Below are 4082 nucleotides of genomic sequence, written 5' to 3' on the forward strand. Positions count from 1 at the left end.
CGGGAAGCCGGGGCCCGGTGGAGGCTCGGGGAGCGGGGAGGTCAGCCCTCCTTGGACTCCTCGGCGGACTCCTCGGTGGACGCCTCGGCGGTCTCGGTGGACTCGGCGGCGGCCTCCTCCTCGTCGTCGCTCAGGTCGACGACCTCACCGTTGGTGTCCTTGACCGTGGCCGACTCGACGACCAGCGCCAGCGCCTTGCCGCGGGCGACCTCGCCGACCAGCATCGGGACCTGGTTGCCCTGGACGACCGCCTGGGCGAACTGGTCGGGGGACATGCCGGAGGACGCCGCACGCCGCATGAGGTGCTCGGTGAGCTCCTCCTGGTTGACGTTCAGCTTCTCCTTGTTGACCAGCGCGTCGAGCACGAACTGGGTCTTGATGCCCTTGATCGCGGCGTCACGGGTCTCGGTCTCGAACTCCTCGGCCGACTTGCCCTGGATCTCCAGGTACTTGTCGAGGTCCAGGCCCATCTGGCCGAGCTGGTGGTGCTCGAGGTTGTGCTTGCGGGTCTGGATCTCGTCCTCGAGCAGCTTCTCGGGGATCGGGACCTCGATCAGCTCGAGCAGCTTGTCCAGCACACGCTCCTGCGCCTGCGTGGCCTGGTCGTACTGCTTCATGTTCTCCAGGCGCTTGCGGCTGTCCGCCTTGAGCTCCTCGAGGGTGTCGAACTCGGAGGCGAGCTGGGCGAACTCGTCGTCGAGCTCGGGCAGCTCGCGGGAGGCGACCTGGCTGACCTTGACGGTGATCTCGGCCTGGTTGCCGGCGGCGGAGCCGCCCTTGAGCTCGGAGGTGAAGGTGGCCTCGCCACCGGCCTCCACGCCCTTGACGGCCTCGTCGATGCCGTCGAGCAGCTCGCCCGAGCCGATGGTGTAGCTGACGTCCTTGGCGATGCCGTCCTCGAGGACCTCGCCGTCGACCTTGGCCTCGAGGTCCAGGGTCACCACGTCGCCGTCCTCGGCGGCGCGCTCCACCGGAGAGGTGGTGGCGAAGCGCTCACGCAGCTGCTCGACCGACTTGGCGATGTCCTCGTCGGTCACCTCGACGGCGTCGACCTCGACCTCGATGCCGGAGAAGTCCTCGGGCAGCTCGATCTCGGGACGGATGTCGACCTCGGCGGTGAAGTTGAGCAGCTCACCGTCCTTGAGGTCCTTGATGTCGACCTCGGGCTGGCCCAGGACGTCGAGCTCGGCCTCGTTGACCGCCTGCGTGTAGAACTTCGGGAGGGCGTCGTTGATCGCCTCCTCGAGGACCGCACCGCGGCCGAACCGCTGGTCGATGACGCGGGCCGGGATCTTGCCCTTGCGGAAGCCCTTCACCGTGACCTGCTGGTTGATCTTCTTGTACGCCGCGTCGAGGCTGTCCTTGAGCTCCTCGAAGGGCACCTCGACAGTGAGCCGAACCCGGGTCGGGTTCAGGGTCTCCACGGCGCTCTTCACGGTTCGGTCTCCTTGTGGCTGACTGCTTGGGTTCGCCGGGACCAGAACGGTCCGGCGGATCGCGCACCGGGGTGGCTTCGGCGTCAGGCTCTGGAGCTTCACGGCTGACCGCACACGGGCGCGCTTGCATAGTAGCCGCAGCGGCCACACCACCCAAAAGGCGATCACCGGACCCCAAGGGGCGCCCGGTGATCGTCGATGTCGGGGTGGCGGGATTTGAACCCACGGCCTTCCGCTCCCAAAGCGGACGCGCTGCCAAGCTGCGCCACACCCCGTCTGGTGCGATCCGTAGGGTACACGCGGCACGGCCCGCCGGCCGCCGCTTTCCCCGCCGTCGGACGCGGGGTCGTGGCGGGGCGTCAGATGGCCGCAAACAGGCGGGCGGAGCGCCGCCGGGGGAGGGTCACGCGGAAGGGGAGATGCAGTCGGGTGCGACGACCCGCTAACATGCCTTCTGTCGCCGTGGCCCGGCCACCGGCGTCACCTGTGCGGGCGTAGCTCAATGGTAGAGCCCTAGTCTTCCAAACTAGCTACGCGGGTTCGATTCCCGTCGCCCGCTCCGAGGCCGAAGGCCCGGGACGAGAAGCGTGCTTCTCGTCCCGGGCCTTCGGCCGTCCCCGCCGCCCGCGGCCCCCGCGCCGCCCGGCCGGAAGAACGTTTCACCCGCGGTCGAGGCAACGTCACGCGGCGGTCAGATGTTTATCGAGTTGATCATTGCCGCGAGGGAATCGAGAAACCTCTGGATGTCGTCGGCCATTCCCGTCGACGCCAGGAAGAACCCGAAGAACATGGCGACGATCGCCGGCCCCGCCTTGAGGGATCCACCCCGAATCAGGACGACGAGGACGATTCCCAGCAGAAGCACCACAGACAGTGAAATGGCCACGCCTGATCACACCCTCGGTCGGTCCGCTTGCCGCCATGGGATGTACCCGGCCCATCCCCGGCCAACCCATCGTGCCATCCAACTCGCGCCCCCCACACGGCCGGTGGGACACGACCGACACCCCTCGACCACATGTTCGGGGTGCGAGAAAAAAACTATGACCCTACCGGATGGGACATTCGGCAATTCCTCCGAAAGGCATTGCCGATAATTCCCGCACAACCGTTTCCTCATATCCACAGGAGCCGCGTTGCCCCCACGTACGACCATGGGACCCATGCCCGACTTGGTGGCATTTGAGATGAAATAGGCATACCTAAAAGGGAGGTTCGCCCCCCGGACCCGGCCGCTCCGCATTGTGCCGATCGTCACAAGAACAAGAGACATCGCAGGTGAATCCGGGGGTATCCGAGGGTGAGGCGGTCATTCACCGACCCTGCGTTTTTCGGATTCGTACAACCGACGCTAGGGTGCCTCAGATGTTTCACGTTGCCTCGTCCCCCTCACGTGCGACGACGAACGTCCGGACTCTCCACCCCCGCCCGCGGGGTGGTCGCCGGTGAACGCGCCGCCGCAGCCGCACAGCAACCAGCGAAGCCAGCGCGATCCGCTCCCCCGGGCCGGGCGGCGGGACTCGTTCTTCGACAACGCCAAGTACCTGGCCATCGTCCTCGTGGCCATGGGCCACAGCTGGGAGCCCCTCCGCGACGACAACCGGGCCCTGGCCGTGCTCTACATGGTCGTGTACGCCTTCCACATGCCGGCGTTCATCGTGATCTCCGGTTACTTCTCGCGGTCGTTCGCGTTCAAGCCGCACCAGATCAAGCGCCTGCTGAGTGGTGTGGTGGTGCCGTACATCGTCTTCGAGACCGCCTACTCGCTCTTCCGCCGCTGGGCGCACGACCCCGACGCCCCGGTGAGCCTGCTGGACCCCTGGTACCTGACCTGGTTCCTGGCCGCCCTCTTCATCTGGCGGCTGACCACCCCGATCTGGCGCTCCCTGCGGTATCCGCTGGCCGTGGCCCTGGCGATCGCCATGCTGGCGACCGTCTCGCCGAAGATCGGCAACGACCTGGACATGCAGCGCGCCCTGCAGTTCCTGCCGTACTTCGTGCTGGGGCTGTGCCTGAAGCCTGAGCACTTCAAGCTGGTGCGCACCTGGCGGATGCGGATCGTGGCACTGCCGGTCTTCGCCGTGGCGCTGGCGGTCGGCTGGTGGGCCAAGGGCAACATGAACCCCGACTGGTTCTACCACCGCGACGCGGCCCAGGAGCTGGGCGGCGACTGGTGGATCGGCCCGCTGATGACGCTGGGCATGTTCGGCTGCTCGGTGCTGCTCACGGCCTGCTTCTTCGCCTGGGTGCCGGGCCGGCGGCTCTGGTTCACCGCGCTCGGCGCGGGGACCATCTCCGGCTACCTGCTGCACGGGTTCCTGGTGAAGGGCGGCATCTGGTTCGGCTGGTTCGACCACGTGAGCGGCCCGCTGGGCGTGCTGCTGTGCACGGCGGTGGCGGCGGCCGCGGTCACGGTCCTCTGCACGGCGCCGGTCCGCAAGGCGCTGAAGCCGGTGCTGGAGCCGAACCTGGACCGCTTCTTCCGGGAGGACGACGCCGCCGCGCGGGCGGCCAAGACCTCCGCCCCGGCCGAGGGGCCGGCCACGACGGACCGCCCGAAGGTCCCTGCCGGGGTCTGACCCCCGCCTCTTCCCGGCCGTCACGAAGGCCCTGCGGCGCCCTGGGCGCGGCGGGGCCTTCGTCATG

General features: G+C 68.0%; 3 protein-coding genes and 2 tRNA genes. 2 read left to right on the forward strand and 3 right to left on the reverse strand.

Features of this window, described 5'->3' with window-relative positions; genetic code table 11:
* Positions 1-41: 41 nt before the first annotated feature.
* Complete coding sequence (gene tig, locus HW445_RS20875; protein WP_180222511.1) at positions 42-1436, reverse strand: trigger factor; 1395 nt, start codon at positions 1434-1436, stop codon at positions 42-44.
* Between the two features lie 201 nt (positions 1437-1637).
* A tRNA-Pro gene (locus HW445_RS20880) sits at positions 1638-1711 on the reverse strand.
* A gap of 213 nt (positions 1712-1924) precedes the next feature.
* Between HW445_RS20880 and HW445_RS20885 the strand changes: the two genes are divergently transcribed.
* Positions 1925-1995 (forward strand) — tRNA-Gly (locus HW445_RS20885).
* A 132-nt stretch (positions 1996-2127) separates the two neighbouring features.
* Here HW445_RS20885 and HW445_RS20890 read toward each other — a convergent pair.
* Positions 2128-2322 (reverse strand): hypothetical protein, encoded by a 195-nt coding sequence (locus HW445_RS20890; RefSeq protein ID WP_151773224.1) that lies wholly within the window; start codon positions 2320-2322, stop codon positions 2128-2130.
* Between the two features lie 559 nt (positions 2323-2881).
* Here HW445_RS20890 and HW445_RS20895 point away from each other — a divergent pair.
* Complete coding sequence (locus HW445_RS20895) at positions 2882-4015, forward strand: acyltransferase family protein (protein ID WP_308799601.1); 1134 nt, start codon at positions 2882-2884, stop codon at positions 4013-4015.
* The last annotated feature ends 67 nt before the right edge of the window (positions 4016-4082 follow it).

It is taken from the genome of Streptomyces sp. UH6 (assembly GCF_013421635.1).
Classification (GTDB): Bacteria; Actinomycetota; Actinomycetes; order Streptomycetales; family Streptomycetaceae; genus Streptomyces; species Streptomyces abyssomicinicus.